The organism is Pseudomonas paralactis (genome assembly GCF_001439735.1).
GTDB lineage: Bacteria > Pseudomonadota > Gammaproteobacteria > Pseudomonadales > Pseudomonadaceae > Aquipseudomonas > Aquipseudomonas paralactis.
Window position 1 is genome coordinate 33443 of sequence record NZ_JYLN01000014.1, and the last position, 16808, is coordinate 50250.

General features: G+C 60.1%; 13 protein-coding genes. 4 read left to right on the top strand and 9 right to left on the bottom strand.

Annotated features, from left to right (window positions below):
* Positions 1-186: 186 nt before the first annotated feature.
* On the top strand, positions 187-1635 hold the full coding sequence (locus tag TX23_RS24795) for a catalase (RefSeq protein WP_057704431.1): 1449 nt from the start codon (positions 187-189) through the stop codon (positions 1633-1635).
* A gap of 155 nt (positions 1636-1790) precedes the next feature.
* Positions 1791-2255 carry a bacterioferritin gene (gene bfr, locus TX23_RS24800; RefSeq protein ID WP_003176400.1) on the top strand — a complete coding sequence of 155 codons (465 nt, stop codon included), beginning with the start codon at positions 1791-1793 and terminating at the stop codon, positions 2253-2255.
* A gap of 66 nt (positions 2256-2321) precedes the next feature.
* Here bfr and uvrA read toward each other — a convergent pair whose 3' ends face one another.
* Complete coding sequence (gene uvrA / locus TX23_RS24805; protein WP_014720150.1) at positions 2322-5156, bottom strand: excinuclease ABC subunit UvrA; 2835 nt, start codon at positions 5154-5156, stop codon at positions 2322-2324.
* Between the two features lie 178 nt (positions 5157-5334).
* Here uvrA and TX23_RS24810 point away from each other — a divergent pair, with 178 nt between their 5' ends.
* Positions 5335-6729: an MFS transporter gene (locus TX23_RS24810; protein ID WP_005791905.1), complete on the top strand. Its 1395-nt coding sequence runs from the start codon at positions 5335-5337 to the stop codon at positions 6727-6729.
* 9 nt (positions 6730-6738) lie between these two features.
* A complete protein-coding gene (locus TX23_RS24815; protein WP_057704432.1) occupies positions 6739-7254 on the top strand; it encodes a single-stranded DNA-binding protein in 516 nt (171 codons plus the stop codon).
* A 108-nt stretch (positions 7255-7362) separates the two neighbouring features.
* Here the strand turns inward: TX23_RS24815 and TX23_RS24820 are convergent, their stop codons facing one another.
* From TX23_RS24820 to TX23_RS24855, 8 genes are all read right to left on the bottom strand, one after another.
* Positions 7363-7974 carry a LysE family translocator gene (locus TX23_RS24820; protein ID WP_057704433.1) on the bottom strand — a complete coding sequence of 204 codons (612 nt, stop codon included), beginning with the start codon at positions 7972-7974 and terminating at the stop codon, positions 7363-7365.
* A gap of 87 nt (positions 7975-8061) precedes the next feature.
* A complete protein-coding gene (locus TX23_RS24825) occupies positions 8062-8691 on the bottom strand; it encodes a LysE family translocator (protein ID WP_005791901.1) in 630 nt (209 codons plus the stop codon).
* Positions 8692-8768: 77 nt separating this feature from the next.
* Positions 8769-9371 carry a formyltransferase family protein gene (locus TX23_RS24830; protein ID WP_057704469.1) on the bottom strand — a complete coding sequence of 201 codons (603 nt, stop codon included), beginning with the start codon at positions 9369-9371 and terminating at the stop codon, positions 8769-8771.
* A 66-nt stretch (positions 9372-9437) separates the two neighbouring features.
* Positions 9438-10757, bottom strand: coding sequence for an aspartate aminotransferase family protein (locus TX23_RS24835; protein ID WP_057704434.1), 1320 nt, complete (start codon positions 10755-10757; stop codon positions 9438-9440).
* A gap of 201 nt (positions 10758-10958) precedes the next feature.
* Positions 10959-12800, bottom strand: a complete 1842-nt coding sequence (locus TX23_RS24840; RefSeq protein ID WP_057704435.1) for a carbamoyltransferase family protein — start codon at positions 12798-12800, stop codon at positions 10959-10961.
* Between the two features lie 88 nt (positions 12801-12888).
* A complete protein-coding gene (locus TX23_RS24845; RefSeq protein WP_032881200.1) occupies positions 12889-13512 on the bottom strand; it encodes a LysE family translocator in 624 nt (207 codons plus the stop codon).
* A gap of 13 nt (positions 13513-13525) precedes the next feature.
* Positions 13526-14569, bottom strand: coding sequence for an inosamine-phosphate amidinotransferase 1 (locus TX23_RS24850; RefSeq protein ID WP_057704436.1), 1044 nt, complete (start codon positions 14567-14569; stop codon positions 13526-13528).
* Between the two features lie 17 nt (positions 14570-14586).
* Positions 14587-16791, bottom strand: coding sequence for an iron-containing redox enzyme family protein (locus TX23_RS24855; RefSeq protein WP_057704437.1), 2205 nt, complete (start codon positions 16789-16791; stop codon positions 14587-14589).
* Between the last annotated feature and the right edge of the window lie 17 nt (positions 16792-16808).

Below are 16808 nucleotides of genomic sequence, written 5' to 3' on the forward strand. Positions count from 1 at the left end.
GTAACAAAAGCGCAACTTATACAAGCTTCCATAGGCCGGGCGCTGCACTATAGCGAACGGAGTGTTGTTAGTTATTCTCTATCGATGCCTACAATTTAATGAATTTGTAGGCATGGTGTTGATGATCAATACTCCCTCCAAGCCGATTAGCCGGCAGTTCCAAGTCCGACCTGAGGAAGATTGAGCATGAGCCAGAATAAAGTCCTTACCACCGCCAGCGGTGCTCCCGTTGCGGATAACCAGAACTCCCGTTCCGCGGGCCCTCGTGGTCCGTTGTTACTCGACGATTTCCACCTGATCGAGAAGCTCGCTCACTTCAACCGTGAAAACATCCCTGAGCGTCGCGTGCACGCCAAAGGATCGGGCGCCTACGGTACGTTCACAGTCACCCGGGACATCACCCAGTACACCAGCGCCAAGCTGTTCGAATCTGTAGGCAAGCAAACGCCGACATTCCTGCGATTCTCCACTGTGGGCGGTGAGCGCGGTTCTGCTGACACCGAACGTGATCCACGTGGCTTTGCTCTGAAGTTCTATACCGAAGAGGGCAACTGGGACATCGTGGGTAACAACACCCCTGTGTTCTTTATTCGTGATCCGCTGAAATTCCCGGATTTTATCCACACCCAGAAACGCCTGCCGCAGAGCAACCTGAAAAGCGCGCAGATGATGTGGGACTTCTGGTCGCACTCACCAGAGGCGCTGCATCAGGTCACCATTCTGTTTTCGGACCGTGGCATCCCGGACGGCTATCGTCACATGCACGGCTTCGGCAGCCACACGTACAGTCTGATCAACGCTAAGGGCGAACGTCACTGGGTTAAGTGGCACTACAAGACCAAGCAAGGCATCAAGAACCTGGCACCGGCCGAGGCTGCGCGCCTGGCAGGTACCGATCCTGACTACGCCCAGCGTGATCTGTTTGGTGCGATCGAGCGCGGTGATTTTCCGAAATGGCGCGTCTGCATCCAGATCATGACTGAGGCTCAAGCAAACGCTCATTACGAGAACCCGTTTGACGTGACCAAGACCTGGTCGCAGAAAGAGTTCCCGTTGATCGAAGTGGGCGAGCTGGAGCTCAACCGTAATCCGCAGAACTACTTCGCTGAAGTGGAGCAGGCCGCATTTGGTCCAAGCAACATGGTTCCAGGCGTTGGCCTGTCACCCGACCGTATGTTGCAAGGTCGAGTGTTCGCCTACGCAGATGCCCATCGCTACCGTGTCGGCACCAACCACCAGCAATTGCCTGTAAACGCGCCGCGTAGCCCGGTTAACAGCTACCAGCGTGACGGTTCGATGGCCTTCGGCAGTAATGGCGGTGCGGCGCCCAACTACGAGCCAAACAGCTATGCCGATGCGCCCAAGCAAGCCCCGCAGTACGCTGAGCCGGCATTGGCCCTGAGCGGCGCCGCTGATCGTTACGATCACCGGGAAGATACTGATTATTACAGCCACGCAGGTGCGCTGTTCCGCTTGATGAACGATGAGCAGAAAGCCCTGCTGACCAATAATATTGCTGGTGCGATGGCAGGCGTTTCCAGCGATGTGGTCCAGCGTCAATTGCAGCACTTCTACAAGGCCGACGCGGCTTATGGAGAAGCAATCGCAAAGGCATTGGGTGTATCGCTTAACTGACTCTAAACGATAAGCAGAACCGCCCTCATTTGGGCGGTTTTTGCGTTATTTCAGCTACTTTTCTGCGGAAATCTTCACTTTTCTGCCGTTGATCCCGTGACCTTCAAGTCATCATGGTTCAAACTACAGTCTTTCAAGCAGGGAGATGTAGGGCGATGCAAGGTCACCCCGACGTAATCGATTACCTCAACACGTTGCTGACGGGCGAACTGGCAGCTCGTGACCAATATTTCATCCATTCGCGTATGTACGAAGACTGGGGCTTTACCGAGCTCTACGAACGTATCAACCATGAGATGGAAGAAGAGGCACAGCACGCCGACGCACTGATGCGCCGTATCCTGATGCTCGAAGGCACGCCGCGTATGCGTCCTGACGATCTGGATGTGGGGACCACGGTGCCGGACATGCTCGCTGCCGATCTTCGTCTTGAGTACAAAGTTCGCGCAGCGCTCTGCAAGGGTATCGAGCTTTGCGAGCAACACAACGACTACGTTACCCGGGAAATACTGCGGGTACAGTTGAACGACACCGAAGAAGATCACACCTACTGGCTGGAAAAGCAGTTGGGCCTGATCAAGTTGATTGGCCTGGAGAATTACCTGCAATCGCAGTTCTGATTCCCGGCTGTAAAAAAGCCCCTGTCACCGCAAAGTGACAGGGGCTTTTTATTGGGCCCGGAAAAGTCAGGCCCGGTCGCGCTCCAGCAACGGTTTCAAGTAGTAACCGGTGTGCGACTGTGGCATTTCGGAGACCTGCTCCGGGGTGCCCACTGCAATGATCTGTCCACCCTTGGAACCGCCTTCCGGCCCCAGGTCCACCAGCCAGTCAGCAGTTTTGATCACATCAAGGTTGTGCTCAATCACCACCACGGTATTGCCGTGGTCTCGCAGGCGGTGCAACACGTCGAGCAATTGTTGTATATCCGCGAAGTGCAGACCGGTGGTCGGCTCATCGAGGATGTACAAGGTTTTGCCGGTATCGCGCTTGGACAGTTCGCGAGACAGCTTGACCCGCTGCGCCTCGCCACCCGACAGCGTGGTCGCCGACTGCCCCAGCTTGATGTACGACAGCCCCACATCCATCAACGTTTGCAGCTTGCGCGCCAGCGCCGGCACCGCGTCGAAGAACTCCCGAGCTTCCTCGATGGTCATCTCCAGGGTTTCATGGATGCTCTTGCCCTTGTACTTGATCTCAAGGGTTTCACGGTTGTAGCGCTTGCTCTTGCACACATCGCAAGGCACGTAGATGTCCGGCAGAAAGTGCATCTCCACCTTGATCAAGCCATCGCCCTGGCAGGCTTCACAGCGCCCGCCCTTGACGTTGAACGAGAACCGGCCCGGCCCATAACCCCGTGAGCGCGACTCGGGTACGCCAGCGAACAGCTCGCGGATAGGCGTAAACAGGCCGGTGTAGGTGGCTGGGTTGGAGCGCGGTGTGCGTCCAATCGGGCTCTGGTCGATGTCGACGACCTTGTCCAGATGCTCCAGGCCCTTGATGCTGTCGTGGGCCGCAGCTTCCAGAGTGGTCGCGCCGTTCAGGGCGGTGGCACTCAGTGGGAACAAGGTGTTGTTGATCAGCGTCGACTTGCCCGAACCGGACACACCGGTCACGCAGGTCAGCAGGCCCAGCGGAATCTCCAGGTCAACATTGCGCAGGTTGTTCCCTCGCGCGCCCTTGAGGTGCAGCGCCATCTTTTTATTGCGCGGCGTACGCTTGGCGGGCACTTCGATCTTCACTCGACCAGACAGGTACTTACCGGTCAACGAATCAGGATGCGCCATCACTTCGGCAGGCGTGCCTTCTGCAACAATGTGACCACCATGCACGCCCGCACCCGGGCCGATATCGACCACGTAGTCCGCCAGGCGGATAGCGTCTTCATCATGCTCGACCACGATCACGGTATTGCCGATATCGCGCAGGTGTTTCAGCGTGCCCAGCAGGCGATCGTTATCCCGTTGGTGCAAGCCAATCGACGGCTCATCGAGGATATACAACACGCCAACAAGGCCGGCGCCAATCTGGCTGGCCAGGCGGATTCGCTGTGCTTCGCCGCCCGACAAGGTATCGGCGCTACGGTCCAGCGACAGGTAGTCCAGGCCAACGTTGACCAGAAACTGCAGGCGCTCGCGAATTTCCTTGAGGATCTTGTCGGCAATTTCCCCACGACGCCCGGTGAGCTTGAGCACGCCAAAGTATTCACATGCATCGCCGATTGGCAGGTTGGTCACGGCCGGCAAGGTTTTTTCGCCCACCCACACATGCCGTGCCTCACGGCGCAGGCGCGTGCCACGGCAATCCGGGCAAGGCTGGGTGCTGAGGAATTTTGCCAGCTCTTCACGCACGCTGGCCGATTCGGTCTCGCGGTAGCGACGCTCCAGATTCGGCACGATGCCTTCGAACGGGTGTGAGCGCTTGACGATGTCGCCCCGGTCGTTCAGGTACTTGAAGTCGACATTCTGCGAACCGCTGCCATGCAGAATGACTTTTTGCTGGTCTGCCGGCAGTTGGTTGAACGGCACTTCCAGGCTGAACTTGTAGTGCGAGGCCAATGACCCGAGCATCTGGAAATAGTAGACGTTACGCCTGTCCCAGCCGCGTATTGCCCCCTCGGCCAGGGTCAGGTCGCCATTGACCAGGCGCTTGATATCGAAGAATTGCTTCACGCCCAGGCCATCGCACGTCGGGCAGGCACCGGCCGGGTTGTTGAAGGAAAACAGCTTGGGCTCCAGCTCGCTGATGGCATGGCCACAGATCGGGCAGGCGAAACGCGCAGAGAAGATGATTTCTTCGCCCGGCTCGTCATCCATCGGCGCCACCAGGGCAATGCCGTCAGCCAGCTTCAGCGCGGTCTCGAACGACTCCGCCAAACGCTGCTGCAGGTCGGCGCGTACCTTGAAGCGGTCGACTACCACATCAATGGAATGCTTTTTCTGCTTGTCGAGTTTGGGCGCTTCATCCAGCTCGTAGAGCTTGCCGTTAATGCGCGCACGTACAAAACCCTGGGCGCGCAGCTCTTCGAAGACCGACAGGTGTTCGCCCTTGCGCTCGCGAATGACCGGGGCCAATAGCATCAGCTTGGCGCCTTCCGGCTGGGCCAGTACCAGGTCGACCATCTGGCTGACGGTCTGGGCTTCCAGGGGAATATCGTGGTCCGGGCAGCGCGGAATACCCACGCGTGCATAAAGCAGGCGCAGGTAGTCGTAGATTTCGGTAATGGTGCCCACAGTGGAGCGCGGGTTGTGGGAGGTGGACTTCTGCTCGATGGAAATGGCCGGCGACAAGCCTTCGATGGTGTCGACGTCGGGCTTTTCCATCATCGACAGGAACTGCCGGGCGTAGGCCGACAGGGATTCCACATAGCGACGCTGACCTTCGGCATACAGCGTGTCGAACGCCAGGGACGACTTGCCGGAGCCGGACAAACCGGTGATGACGATCAGTTTGTCCCGGGGCAGGGTCAGGTCGATGTTCTTCAGGTTGTGGGTTCTAGCCCCACGAATCAGGATCTTGTCCAAGATGGCCTCGCACGGCGGGCGTAAATAATGCCGGAGTATACGGCTAAAGACTGGATGAATATACACTGTCAAAAGGCCGCTTGCAGCCTTAGATGAAAGCTGCGCGGCAAAGCGCCGCATATACCCTCTCAATCGATGGGACTGGTAGAATCGCCGCCGGTTCACATGAGGTTTTTCCATGCACGATCCCCACAGCGAACGCATGAGTAGCGGCGAGACCCGAGCGGCAAGCGGTCTGGCCCTGGTGTTCGCCTTCCGTATGCTGGGCATGTTTATGGTGTTGCCGGTGCTGGCGACCTATGGAATGGATCTCGCAGGCGCGACCCCCGCGTTGATCGGCCTGGCGATTGGTGCCTATGGCCTGACTCAGGCGATTTTTCAGATCCCGTTCGGGATTATTTCCGACCGCATTGGCCGTCGCCCGGTGATTTATCTTGGCTTGATCGTGTTCGCCCTTGGCAGTGTGCTTGCGGCCCAGTCCGATTCGATCTGGGGCGTGATCGCCGGACGCATCCTGCAAGGCGCCGGGGCGATTTCCGCCGCGGTGATGGCGTTGTTGTCGGACCTGACCCGCGAACAGCACCGCACCAAGGCCATGGCCATGATCGGCATGACCATCGGTCTGTCGTTCGCCGTGGCCATGGTCGTCGGCCCGTTGCTGACCAGTGCTTTTGGCCTGCACGGTTTGTTTCTGGCCACCGGCGGCCTGGCGCTGGTCGGGATCGTGATCGTAGCCTTTATGGTGCCGCGCTCTACCGGCACGCTGCAGCACCGTGAGTCCGGCGTCGCACGCCAGGCGCTGCTGCCGACACTCAAGCATCCGGACCTGCTGCGTCTGGATTTGGGTATCTTCGTATTACACGCCATGCTGATGTGCAGCTTCGTCGCCTTGCCTCTGGCCCTGGTGGAAAAAGCCGGCCTGCCCAAGGAACAGCATTGGTGGGTCTACCTCACCGCGCTGCTGATTTCGTTCTTCGCCATGATCCCGTTCATCATCTATGGCGAGAAAAAACGCAAAATGAAACGAGTTTTACTCGGCGCCGTCGCGACATTGATGCTCACTGAACTATTCTTCTGGCAGTTCGGCGATAGCCTGCGAGCACTGGTCATCGGCACGGTGGTGTTTTTCACCGCGTTCAACCTGCTGGAGGCGTCGCTGCCGTCGCTGATCAGTAAAGTTTCACCGGCCGGCGGCAAGGGTACGGCCATGGGGGTATATTCCACCAGCCAGTTCCTCGGCTCGGCGTTAGGCGGCATCATGGGTGGCTGGATGTTCCAGCATGGCGGTTTGTCGGTTGTCTTCCTCGGATGCGCCGGGCTGGCTGCACTTTGGCTGGTCTTTGCTGTTACCATGCGCGAACCTCCCTACGTCACAAGTCTGCGTTTGCCGCTATCGCCCGAGGCGATCCGCGAGGCCGGTCTGGTAGAGCGCCTGAAGGCCGTCGTAGGGGTAACGGATGCAGTCGTGGTCGCTGAAGAGGCGGCCATTTACATCAAATTGGACACCGAATTATTGGATCGCGCGACGCTTGAGCAACTGGTCAACCCAGTGCCGACAGCGCGCCCAGCCTAGGAGAACGTTATGGCCCGTGGGGTTAACAAAGTCATATTGGTCGGTACTTGCGGCCAGGATCCCGAAGTTCGCTACTTGCCTAACGGTAATGCCGTGACCAACCTGAGTCTGGCGACCAGCGAACAGTGGACCGACAAGCAGACCGGCCAGAAGGTCGAGAAAACCGAATGGCACCGCGTGTCGATGTTCGGCAAGGTCGCAGAGATCGCCGGTGAATACCTGCGTAAAGGTTCGCAGGTTTACATCGAAGGCAAGCTGCAAACCCGCGAGTGGGAAAAAGACGGCATCAAGCGTTACACCACCGAAATCGTGGTCGACATGCAAGGCACCATGCAACTGCTGGGTGGCCGTCCACAGGGCGACCAACAGGGCCAGGGCGGCATGTCCAACTCGGCACCGCGTGCACCGCAGTCGCGTCCGCAGCCAACCCAGCAGCCACAGCGTGAGTCGCGCCCGGCGCCACAACAGGCTGCGCCGCAACCGGCTCAGGATTTCGACAGCTTTGATGACGATATTCCGTTCTGAGGAGCCGCAGTTTTCAGAACGTAATGCATAAAAAAGCGAAGCCATATTTGGCTTCGCTTTTTTTATGCGCGCAGACTCCTGTGACGCAAAAAAATACAGCGCCGGAACTCAGCCCGTCTGCTGCAGCAACGGATACAGCGAGATCACCAGCAACGCCGCCATGCCGAAGTTGAACACGCGTAACCAGCGCGGGTTGCGTAGCACGTTGCGTAATACACTGCCAAACCCAGCCCAAACCCCCACGCTCGGCGCGTTGATCAGCGCGAAGACCGTCGCGATGATCACCACGTTCATGGTGTAGCCCTGCAATGGTGTGTAGGTGCTGATTGCACCGATTGCCATCACCCATGCCTTGGGATTGACCCATTGAAACGCCGCCGCGCCCCAGAACCCAAGAGGCTTGCCCTTGCCTTGGGTGTCTTCGGACGCCGGGCCTGAGCAGGCGATGTTCCACGCCAGGTACAGCAAGTAAGCCGCGCCGGCATAGCGCAGGATCGTATAGAGCACCGGATAGGCTGTAAACGCCGCGCCCAGTCCAAGCCCCACCGCCAATACCAGCACCAGAAACCCGGAGCTGATGCCGAGGATATGCGGGATGGTGCGCTGGAAGCCGAAATTAACCCCCGAGGCCAGCAGCATGGCGTTATTGGGGCCCGGGGTGACGGACGTGACAAACGCAAATAAAGCAAACGCCAGCATCAAATCAAACGACAAGGACATGGGATTTTCCTGGAAACGGGCTTTAGCGCGTTACCTGCCACCCGGGTAGCGCGGGTACAGGTGCACTGTGGCCACGTAAAGTTGAAGTCAGAGCAGCGAGCTGAGAAACCCGATGGCAACCATCGAGTAGAACGCTGCACAAATCAGCCCGAACGACTTACGGGTTCGGGCAAAAAACGGTTCTGCCGAGTGGGCGGAAAACGCCAGGGCATAGGTGCAGAAAATCAGGAAACCCAACAACGCACAGGCCGCCACCAGCACAAAACTGGCCCAGGCCGGTGCGTTGACGCTCAGGCCCACGGTGGTCACGGTGAACCAGGTCAAGGCCGCCTTGGGGTTGGTCAGGTGGATGCCCAGCCCCTGTAGATAAAAGCCCAGGTTACGCGTCTGTTTTGCTCGCGCTTTGGCCACCGTCGTGGCGTTATGCGCCAGCGCACTGCGCACCGACTTCCAGGCCAGGAAGAACAGGTAGCAGGCGCCGAACACCTTCAGCCACAGGATGATCTGGGTGTTGGACATCAGCAGCGCCGACACGCCGGCAGCGGTCATCGCGCCCCAGCACAACGACCCGGAGATAACCCCCGCCGCCAGCGCCAGGCCCGGCGTACGCCCGTAGTTCAAGGAGGTGTTGGCGATGGCCAGGTTGCCTGGGCCCGGGCTGGCGGTGCCGATCACGTAGACCCCCAGTGCCGCTGCAAAACTTGAAAACTCAAACATAGGTGCACTCATACCCGTGGCGCCAGCGCGCAGTGAGCACTTCAAGCCAGCGCGGCTTGAAGTGATGGTCAAAAAAGCTACTTGAAGCAACGATGATCCGGCTCCTGGGCGCGAATCTTCTCCATCCAGGGCTTGAGTTCCGATTGCTTGTACAGGCGCTCGCCCCAATTCTCCGGTGAGACCGGCAATGGCCGCCCCGGCAGGATGTAGTCGGTGAGCAGGTGAATGAACTGCTGCAGGCAATAGGCACCCACATGCAGGCGCAGCGAGGAAGCCGTTTCGGCGGGCGCGACGTTGAAGCGCGCCACATCGATGATCTGCCCGCTGTCCACCGAAGGGGCCAGGTGATGACAGGTCGAGCCGTAGGTTTCATCGTTGTAGTAGATCGCGTAATGCTGACTGCCCAGGCCCCGATATTTAGGGGGCGCCGGGTGCAGGTTGATCGCGCCTTTGCGGGCATTCTTGTAGATGCTCTGCGGGAAGATGAAGTCGCCACGGTAGGAGATGATCCAGTCGCCTTCCCAATCATCCAGGTGATAAGGGTAGGGATCGCCCGGGTCCCAGCAAAACACCTCAAGGTTGGAGAACACGGTCTTGGCGAATTCCACACCGTGATCACACCAGTCCATGGTGCACACCGACAGCAGGACTTTGTCCTTGGATGGTTCGATCGTCTGCATCTTCATTTCTCCCTTTCCAGCGAATGTGGGTGACAACGACCGTCCCCCGGTAAGCCCGCTCGATCGTTAGTACGCGACAGCCCTGACCACTGCACTGAAGCGCTCGACCATTTGCCCCAGCTCACCTTCGCTGGTGATAAACGGCGGTGCGAACAGCACATGATTGCCTTGTGTGCCTTGCACTGTGCCGCTGCCGGGATAAATCAGCAGGCCGCGTTGCAGCGCCTCTTGCTTGAGGGCCGCGGCATACGCGCCGCCGCTCCTGAACGGGGCCTTGGTGGCTCGGCTCTCGACAAACTCGACGCCCACGAACAATCCGCGCCCGCGCACATCGCCGACAATATCCAGGTCAGCCAGGCTTTCCCTGAGCCAGGCGCGTAGTTGCTCACCGCGTTGGCGCACTTGTTTCAGCAGATCTTCTTCGACGATGACTTGCTGCACTTCCAGGGCAATGGCACAGGCCAGCGGGTGGTTGACATGGGTTTGGCCGTTGCCCAGCACACCCGAGCCACGGGCCATCACTGAATGTATCCGGTCACTGATCAACAACGCCGAGATCGGCATATAGCCCGCCGCCAGGCCTTTGCCGACCGCAACCATGTCCGGCACGATGCCGTCGTCGGCATAGGCGAACAGCTGCCCGGTACGCCCCATGCCGGCCATCACCTCATCGAGGATCAGCAGCACGTCGTGACGCTCGCACACCGCTTTGATCTTGCGAAAATAACCGGGCACCGCAGGCACCGCGCCGTTGGTGGAGCCCACCACGGTCTCGGCAAAAAACGCGGCTACATTTTCACTGCCCAGGCTACGAATCCTGGCGTCCAGCTCATCGGCCAGGCGCGTGGCGTACTGCTCCTGGCTCTCGTCGGGCTGTTGATCACGATAGGCGTAGCAGGGCGAGACGAACTCGGCGGGTGCAAACAGTCGACCGAACACCGACTGGCGCTGCGGGTTGCCGGAGATGCTCAAAGTACCCAGCGTGCTGCCGTGATAGCTCTGTTGGCGGGAGATGAACACTGACTTGTCGGGCAAGCCGCGCTCGCACTGGTACTGGTAAGCGATTTTCATCGCCAGCTCCATCACCTCCGAGCCGCCGGACAGGAACTGCGCACGCGCCAGGCCGCCACTGGCTGCCACCAGGCGCTCGGCGAGCTCCTCGGCGGCAGCGGTGGTGAAGCTGCCCGCATGGGCCCAGGCCAGTTTCTTCGCTTCGCGCTCCAATGCTGCGGCGATGCGCGGATGCCCGTGGCCCAGGCTCGACACTGCGACACCGCCGCAGGTGTCCAGGTAGCGTTTGCCGGTTGCATCCTCAAGCCAAACCCCGCTCCCGCCGACCGCCAGGATCGGTGAGCTGTTGAGGTTTTTATAGATCACTTTTGACATGGACGCAGTTCCTCAGGCGATGGGCGTTAGCGTTTACTCACAGCGTGATCCCAAGCCGTCGGAGCCTGATGAAAGCGCCGCCCGAAACGTGAGGAATGGAACACCGAACGCGTCAGCCCGATGGGCAGCAACACGACGATAAACATCAGAAACGCAAGAAATCTCAGCACGGTAAAAGCTCCATTGAGTTAAAGGTAAGGGTCAATCCAGCGGGATCTCGCTGCGCCAATCCACAGCCTCGACGAAGGCCGGTTGGCCGGGGCGCTCCAGCACGTAACGGCCCAAAACCAGTACGTCCATTTCGGTGCGCATGAAGCAGGCGTACGCTTCCTCGGGCTTGCACACGATCGGCTCACCGCGCACGTTGAACGAGGTGTTAACCAGCACCGAGCAGCCCGTGCGCTCCTTGAAACTGCGCAGCAGGTAGGTGAACGGTGCGTTGTTTTCCTCGGTCACCGTTTGCACCCGTGCCGACAGGTCGACGTGGGTCACCGCCGGCAATTGCGAGCGAATGTTGTTGATGCTGCCCAGGCCGCGCTCCGGGCCGCCTTCTTGCCGCGACTGCTGGGATTTGATCGAGTCGGTGACCGGCGCGACCATCAGCATGTAAGGGCTTTTTTCGCAGATGTCGAAATAGTTACCGGCGTCCTCGGCCAGCACGGCCGGGGCAAACGGGCGGAACGACTCGCGGTATTTGATCTTCAGGTTCATGGTGCGCTGCATCTCTGGGTTGCGCGCATCACCCAGAATGGAACGCGCGCCCAGGGCCCGTGGGCCAAACTCCATGCGGCCCTGGAACCAACCCACCACCGCGCCCTCGGCCAGGCGACTGGCAACCTGGTCATACAAACCGGCGTCGTCATAGCGGGTGAAGGGGTAGTGGTTTTCCAGCAGAAACCGGGCGATTTCTTCGTCGCCAAAGCCCGGGCCCAGCAGGCTGCCGCTCATGGCATCAGACTTGCCACCTTCCAGGTGCGGGCGCCCGCTGTGCTTGACGGCAAAGTCCAGCGCCGCCCCCAGGGCGCAACCGGCATCACCGGCCGCCGGCTGAATCCAGATCGAATCAAAACGCCCCGAGCGGCTGAGCACGCCGTTGGCCACGCAGTTCAAGGCCACGCCACCGGCCAGGCACAGATTGCGCTCGCCGGTCTGTTTGACCGCGGCAGTGGCCAGGCCCAGCACCACTTCCTCGGTGACTTTTTGAATCGACGCGGCCAGGTCGCACTCGCGCTGTGAGATCGGGCTTTCGGGTTGTCGGATCGGCCCGCCGAACAGTTCTTCAAACGCTTCGCCGACCATGCGCTCACCGCGCAGGTACTCGAAGTACTTCATGTTCAGGGTGAACGAACCGTCCTCGCGGATATTGATCAGCTCGTCGCGAATCTTGTCGGCATAGATCGGTCGGCCGTAGGGCGCCAGGCCCATCAGTTTGTATTCCCCGGAGTCGACCTTGAACCCGCAATAGTAGGTCATGGCCGAATACAGCAAACCCACGGAATGAGGGTAGGAAATCGAGTTTTTCAGCTCAAGGCTGGAGCCCTGACCGTGCCAGATGGTGGTCGAATGCCATTCGCCGATGCCGTCGATGCACAATACCGCCGCGTTCTTGAACGGTGACGGGTAAAACGCCGCCGCCGCGTGGGAACGGTGATGCTGGGAGGCCTGGGTGCGTGGCGCCTTGCCCCGGCCCAGAATGTCCAATTGCTCGTCGACGAACTTAAGCACGTTCCACTTCCAGCGAATCCATTCTGGCATCGCATTGATGAACGTACGTGCGCCGCCGATACCACCGCTGGCAAACGACGAAATCACCCGAGAGAATTTTTCCTGGGGGTCTTCGTAGTAAACCACCGCCTGCAGGTCATCCAGGCTGATGCCCTCGGCGTCCAGGCAATAGGCAATCGCCTGGGCCGGGAACGCCGGGTCGTGGCGCACGCGGGTGAAGCGCTCTTCCTGGGCGGCAGCGACGGGCACGCCGTCCTTGACCAGGGCGGCAGCACTGTCGTGGTAGAAGGCAGAAATCCCTAAAACATAATTAGCCATTTAACTGTGCATCCTCGTCACATTTCGCCAATCCATGGAGTCGCCCGCCAATCGAACTGCTGGCGTGTGGGCAACCTTTCTCTGCGTATCAAGACCACCATTGCGCGAATGGCAGGCTTCGTAGAACCGGGATCAAAGACACCACGAGCACCAGGCTCATGGTGATATTGAACGCCTTCAAACGTTGCGGCTGGGTCAGGAAGCGCCGCAGGTACTGCCCGAAAAACACCCAAACCATCGAACACGGTGAACCGAATACAAAAAACAGCAGCGCAATCAGAAACACCTGCACCGTGTATGAGCCCAGGGGCGAGGTGTAGGCCAGCACTGCGCCCACCGCCATCACCCAGGCTTTGGGGTTGACCCACTGAAACAGTGCCGCGGCGGTGAACCCCAAAGGCTTGCCTGATTGGTCACCCAGGTCGGTGGTGGGGGCACTGGCAATCTGATACGCCAGGAATAACAAGTACAAAGCGCCGACCACCTGCAAGCCATCATGCAACCACGGGTACTGGCGGAACACCGCCCCGGCCCCCAACCCGACTGCCACCAGCATCAGCGGAAAACCGATGTTGATACCCGCCACATGGCGCAGGGTACGGCCAATGCCGAAATTGGCGCCGGACGACATCAACATCACGTTGTTCGGGCCTGGCGTGACGCAGGTAGCGATCACGAACAGCACGATCGAGTAGTAATCCAGTGCCTGCATGGTCATGCCCTGCTCAACGGTAATCTTCCAGCGTGCCCTGTCGACGAATGTCCACGGACACACAATGGAAACCGCCGCTCAAACTGCGCGCGTGGCGCATCTTCAGCGGTGCCACATCGATGCCGTGTTTTTCCAGTGCGCGAATCAGCGGGACTTGCTGGTCATTGATCACCGCCAGCGACGGGTTGACCATGATGAAGTTCATGCCCTGCCAAATAGAGGCACGCGGGTACGACCAGCAGTAACCGGTGTCCACCATGTCGGGGGCCCAGATGATGTCCCAGTGTTTGAACACTTCGGGTACCTGATCCTTGCCGATGCGCTCGGGGTTCAACACCACCAGCCCCGGGCGCACCAGGGTGATGGTGGTGTCCAGGTGCGTACCGTCGTAGAACCCGCTGAGGGCGTGCACGCGATATTGGTCGCCCAGCACGCGCTTGAGCCACTCGTAGCCCATGCGATTGCCGCTGCGTGAGACCAGGTAAAGAATGTCGCGGCCCATGCGCAGCACGTTGGCGGCATCGAAAATCGGCTCATCGTTGGCGATGATCGAGCCTTCACGGGGGTTGACCCGGTAGGTGCTGTCGGGCAGTTCCGGCTTGGGCGCAGAAATCCAGTTGGCGCCGCTGGCGAAGTACGCCTGCAGGTGTTCGCGGTAGGCAAAAGGTTCGAAGTAACGGCTGCGCAAGGCCATCGGCGCTTCAATGATGGTTTTGCCGATCGGCAGCAGCACATCCCTTGGGCAGTAGTTGTATTCGCCGTCGGTTTTCCAGTCGCTGGTGCCGAACAGTGCCGCGTGATAAGTCTCTTTGGGCCGGCGCACGGTCACGCCATGGCCGACCAGGAACGCGGCAAAGGCGTCCAGGTCTTCCTGTGCTTCTTCAACCAGTTGTTCGGGGTAAGGTCCTGACGGAATCTCATTGGGCGAGTCGTGGTGCTCGCTGTAGTCGAGGGCGAACAGGCCCTTGTCCGGCCGCGGCACGCGTGCGCCATGGGCGATACCCACGATCATTTCCTCGAGGGGGTCCCATTCGTTATGCACTTCTACCAAAGACATAATTGCTCCTCGTGGCGTTATTGTTCGTGGGTTTGCAGCAACACCTGCCGCGTGATCGGCAAGTGATGCAGATAGCCTTTTGAAGCCGCTGTGCGGGTCGGGCGCGGGAGTACATTGCCGGCCGATGAGAGGCGCAAGCGCCGCAACATCGAACTCCACTTGCCCGGCATCGGCGCCAGGGACTCATAGCCCACGCGCACGCGCTGCCATTGCGCAGCGACCTGCTCGGCACTGGTCAACGCGCGCATGTACGCATCAATGGCGTCGGCAGCCCAGGCCGAATGCCCGGTCGAGACGTTATCGATGGTGTTGTGCAGGTCGACGAACGCCGTGCTGAACCCGTAGTGCCGTAAAAAGCGCCGCGCCGAGCGATAGCTGCCGCCCACGCCGGAGAGCTCCATCGCCAGGTTCATGCCGAGTACTTCAGGCATGAACGTCACCGGCAGTTTGCCCAGGCACAGCCAATACACCGGCAGGCGGAAGGAGTCCTCATCCAGGCGCGGGTCGTCGGCAAATTCACGGCTACCGGTGGGCGCCAGTTCGAAATCCATGTCGCGCAGGCCGTCGCGATAAATTTTCGGGTGATTGAGCGCCTCGATGCCGTTGCCCAATTCATCCCAGTAGGTTTGGAACAGGGTGTAGCCCACATGGGAAGACGCCAGCCCCAGGTCGGTAAAGCCTTGCAGCCAGGCACCGTCGATCAGCGTCAGCGGCGCCAGTTGCAGGGTCGACTCGATAATTTCTTCGCGGCTGGGCATTTGCGCCGGGTCACTGTCATCGAACTGCTGGCCGTTCTGGTCATGCTTGTCCAGCAACCAGGCGCGCAGCACATTGGGACCCCACTGCTCCGGCAACTGGCGCTCGGACGTCTTCAGCGATTGGCGCGAACGCTCAAGCCAACGGCTCACATAGGCCTGGGCAAACTGGCGGGTGGCCGGCTGCAGTGCGCGCCCCTGCAAGACAAAATAGGCCTCGCGCAGGTTCTTGGGCCAGTGGCCGGTGTCGGCGGGGCTGGCTGTGTGCGGGCGGGGCTCAGTGGTGGCACTGTCGATTGGCTGGCGTGGCAGTTGCGGTGTGGCGCCGGCCTGGGGCAACCAGTCGATCCACTGGCGAATCACGCCCAGGTCTGCCTCGCTGAAGATACGGAACATGCGCCCGGTCGGTGCCACCAGGCTGGTGACCAGCAGGCTTTTTTTCGAGTTGCCAGGCACGATCAGGCGGCTGCGTGACAGCACATCCAGCAGGGGCAACGGGTCGTGCTGCGCTTCTTCGATCCACAGCGCCAGGCTGCGCCCTTCAATCAAATAATTCTGGTGATACACCGCGCCCACCCGGGCCAGGCGTTGCATCAAATGCGCCATGGCTTGCCGGGGCGAGGTGGCGGTCAGCGAGGCGTTATACAGCTGCGCATTCCAGCGTTGCAGCGCACCGAACAACCAATTGGCGCCACGCAGCAGACGGGCCTGGCGCTCTTCGCCCTGCTCGATGATGCGGTGCGCGACCCATTGGCTGATATGGCGCAACGAAGCCGGCTCCAGGCCGGGGAATGACGCACTCAGGTCCAGCCGACCCGGTTCCAGCGCCAACTCCTCAAGCTGGCCCATGGCGGCCCAGCCCGGGCATAAACCGACGGTGCGCAGGGCCCAATCGACACCGCAGAGTTCATCACCATAGGCATCGCTGCGTCGGCTCAGGGCCAGCAGCACCGCGGGCAGTTCGAACGCGTCGTCATGCAGGTCCGGCAGGGTCGCCAGTTGCGCCGGGGCCAAGGCGTAGGCGGTCAGTTGTAGCTGGCCCAGCAGTGCGTTGAAGTGATGGGCGCGCGACGCGTTCGGGTAGCCGACGCCGATGTCATGGGCAAACAGTTGCATCAGGCGCAATTGCGCGGGGTCTTCAAATACACCAGGCGCGCTCAGGCCCTGCAGCCAGCAGCCCAGCACCGAGGCCATCGGTGCCGAATACACCGCCAACGCCTGGGCAAAAGCGCGGGCGTTGTGCTGTTCGACGGCAGCGGTGGCGGCACCGGCGTACGCCGACGCTTGCTGCGACTGCCACGCGTCGATCCGCTGGGACAGCAGCGGCAACTGCACCGGCTCGACATCGTCACCCAGCAGGTTGTCGAGATACTCCGCATCCAGAAAACATTCAGGGTCCAGCGCCAAACGATAGAGTTCGCGCCACCTGTCGTGCGCGGCGATGCGTGTTGGAATCGAGCCATCCATAGCCATTACCTTCCAGT